Origin of the sequence: Mesorhizobium sp. M7A.F.Ca.ET.027.02.1.1, from assembly GCF_004022985.1 — a bacterium.
Classification (GTDB): domain Bacteria; phylum Pseudomonadota; class Alphaproteobacteria; order Rhizobiales; family Rhizobiaceae; genus Mesorhizobium.
In genome coordinates this window covers 1-2,986 of sequence record NZ_RZOL01000573.1, presented here as the reverse complement: position 1 = coordinate 2,986, position 2,986 = coordinate 1, and the positions used below count along the sequence as shown (strand labels likewise).

The following is a 2,986-nucleotide window of genomic DNA, read 5'->3' as shown; positions in this document are numbered from 1 at the left end:
CCTTCGCACGACCCTTATGTCGATCTTTTGCCGCCGCAGGGTGTCAAGCTGACGCCGCGCCACTACGCCTATCTGAAAATTTCCGAAGGCTGCAACAACCGCTGTACCTTTTGCATCATTCCGGCACTGCGTGGCGACCTCGTCTCGCGGCCGGCGGCCGATGTGCTGCGCGAGGCCGAGAAACTGGCCAAGGCTGGGGTCAAGGAACTTCTGGTGATCTCACAGGACACCAGCGCCTACGGCATCGACATCAAGTATCAGACGTCGATGTTCGGCGACCGTGAGGTGCGCGCAAAATTCCTCGATCTGTCCGAGGAACTGGGCAAGCTCGGCATCTGGGTGCGCATGCACTATGTCTACCCCTACCCGCATGTCGCCGACGTCATCCCGCTGATGGCAGAGGGCAAGATCCTTCCTTACCTGGATATCCCCTTCCAGCACGCTTCGCCGCAGGTATTGAAGAACATGCGCCGGCCGGCACACGGCGAAAAGACGCTCGAGCGCATTCGCGGCTGGCGTGAGGTCTGCCCGGATCTGGCCATTCGCTCAACCTTCATCGTCGGCTTCCCCGGCGAGACGGACGATGATTTCGAGATGCTGCTCGACTGGCTCGACGAGGCCAAGATCGATCGCGCCGGCTGCTTCAAATACGAGCCGGTCCGCGGCGCCCGCTCCAACGATCTCGGTCTCGAACAGGTTCCCCAGGAGATCAAGGAGGCGCGCTGGCACCGTTTCATGCAGCGCCAGCAGAAGATTTCGGCAACGCAGCTGGCCAAGAAGGTCGGCAAGCGCCTGCCGGTGCTGATCGACGAGGCGCATGGCACGTCGGCAAAGGGCCGCACCAAATACGACGCGCCCGAGATCGATGGCTCGGTGCATATCCAGTCGCGCCGCCCTTTGCGCCAGGGCGATATCGTCACCGTCAAGATCGACCGCGCCGACGCCTATGACCTTTATGGTTCGGCGGTCTGAGGGCCGTATTTACTACATCTGGCGATAGTTCAGCCTTTTAACCCGCTCAGCCGCGATCCGCTCTATGGTTTGCGGACCGGAGATGCGGGGGAATGCGGATGAACACCAGATCTGCGGAACAAAATTACATCGCGACGCTGGATTTGCTCAGGCTGGCGGCAGCACTTGCTGCCGTGTTCTTTCACTATTTCTTTCGCGGCTCGGCCGCCGAAGGCTACCTCGCGCAGGGCTATCCGCTTGCCGCACCGTTCGCCCTCTACGGCTATCTCGGCGTCAATCTGTTCTTCCTGATCAGCGGTTTCGTCATTGCCTGGTCGGCGGAAAACCGGAGCTGGGATCAGTTTGCGATCGCGCGGTTCGTTCGCCTCTATCCGGGTTTTCTGTTCTGCATGACGATCACCTTCGCAGTTCTCACCCTTGCCGGCACGCCGTTGCTTCCAGCCTCTTTCAGCCAGTATGTCGCCAACCTGTCGATGTTCGCGCCGGTCTTCGGCCAACCCTTCATGGACGGCGTCTACTGGTCGATCGTGCTTGAACTGGTGTTCTACGGATGGATCACGCTGGCCCTGTTCACCGGGCTCTTCCAGAAACGCAAGCTGGAGCTGATCTTCATCTGGCTGGCGATCTCGGCCTTGAACGAGTTCTTCATCGGCAGCGGCGGAGCCAGGCTGCTGTTCCTCACCGAGTTCGGCCCGTTCTTCGCCGCCGGCGTGCTGGTCCACCACATCCATTCGCATGGCCGTTCTGTGCCGGCCCTGCTGCTGCTCGCCGCCGCGTTCCTGATCTCCTGCGGAACGCTGTCGGTGACGCAGCGCTGGATGCTCGGCCACTACGGCATTGCCGTCTCCTCGGCCAATCTTGTCCTCGCCAACGCCGTCATGCACGCGGCCCTGATCGGCGCGGTGCTGCTGCGCCACCGTGTGAGGGCATCGGCGCTCACCCTGGCGCTGGGCGTGCTGACCTATCCGCTCTATCTGCTGCATCAGGAGATCGGCTATCTCGCCATCAATGCGGCAACGCCCATTGTCGGCAAATGGATTGCCGCCCGTGGTTGCGTCGTGCTCATGCTTTTCATTTCGTGTTCGATCTGGCGCACCTGCGAACGACCGGTACAGCGGTTGCTCAGGTTTTGGCTCGGCCGTGTGGTCGATGCCGGACGAACGCGGTTTCATCGCCCCTCTGCCGGCGCACAGCCCGCCGAATGAAGAAGGGCGCCTCGCGGCGCCCCTCCGTCTCATGTCTCGCGCTGGTTATTTCGGCAGCTTGTCGTCGACGCCCTTCACATAAAAATTCATGCCGAGCAGCGTGCCGTCGTCGGCGACTTCGCCATCCTTCAGCCATGGCGTGCCGTCCTGCTTGGCGATCGGCCCGGTGAAGGGATTCCAGCCGTCGGCGATCTTCTTTTCGGTGGCTTCGGCCATCGCCTTCACGTCGTCGGGCATGTTGGTATAAGGAGCGAGCTTGACGGCGCCGTCCTTGATGCCGAGCCAGACATTGCCCGGCTTCCAGGTGCCGTCGAGGGCTGCCTGGACCCGGCTGATGTAATAGGGACCCCAATCATCGGTGAGCGAAGTCAGCTGCGCCTTGGGCGCGAACTTGATCATGTCCGATGACTGCCCAAAGCCCTTCAGGCCCCGCTCCTCGGCCACTTGCAGGGCAGCGGTCGAATCGGTGTGCTGGACGATGATGTCGGCACCCTGGTCGAACAGCGCCTTGGCGGCGTCGGCTTCCTTGCCCGGATCGAACCAGGAATTCACCCAGACGATTTTGGCTTTGAAGTTCGGGTTGATCGACTGTGCGCCGAGCATGAAGGAGTTGATGCCCATCACCACTTCGGGAATCGGGAAGGAAACGATGTAGCCGGCAACGCCGGCCTTCGATTCCTTGGCGGCGATCTGGCCGAGCACGTAGCGGCCTTCGTAGAAACGCGCATTGTAGATGCCGAGATTGTCAGCGGTCTTGTAGCCGGTGGCGTGCTCGAACATCACCTTGGGGAATTTCTTGGCGACCTTCA

At 61.4% G+C, this 2,986-nt stretch carries 3 protein-coding genes; 2 read left to right on the top strand and 1 reads right to left on the bottom strand.

Annotated features, from left to right (window positions below; all coding sequences use genetic code 11):
• Both rimO and EN749_RS33575 read left to right on the top strand, forming a co-directional pair.
• A partial coding sequence (gene rimO / locus EN749_RS33580; protein ID WP_128364780.1) for a 30S ribosomal protein S12 methylthiotransferase RimO occupies window positions 1-972 on the top strand: 972 nt, incomplete at its 5' end.
• Window positions 973-1,070: 98 nt separating this feature from the next.
• The gene (locus EN749_RS33575) at window positions 1,071-2,177 is read left to right on the top strand and encodes an acyltransferase (RefSeq protein WP_128364779.1); all 1,107 of its coding nucleotides are present in this window, start codon (window positions 1,071-1,073) and stop codon (window positions 2,175-2,177) included.
• 45 nt (window positions 2,178-2,222) lie between these two features.
• Here EN749_RS33575 and EN749_RS33570 read toward each other — a convergent pair.
• Window positions 2,223-2,986 (bottom strand): BMP family ABC transporter substrate-binding protein (locus EN749_RS33570; protein ID WP_145991121.1); only part of this gene is annotated, 764 nt, incomplete at its 5' end.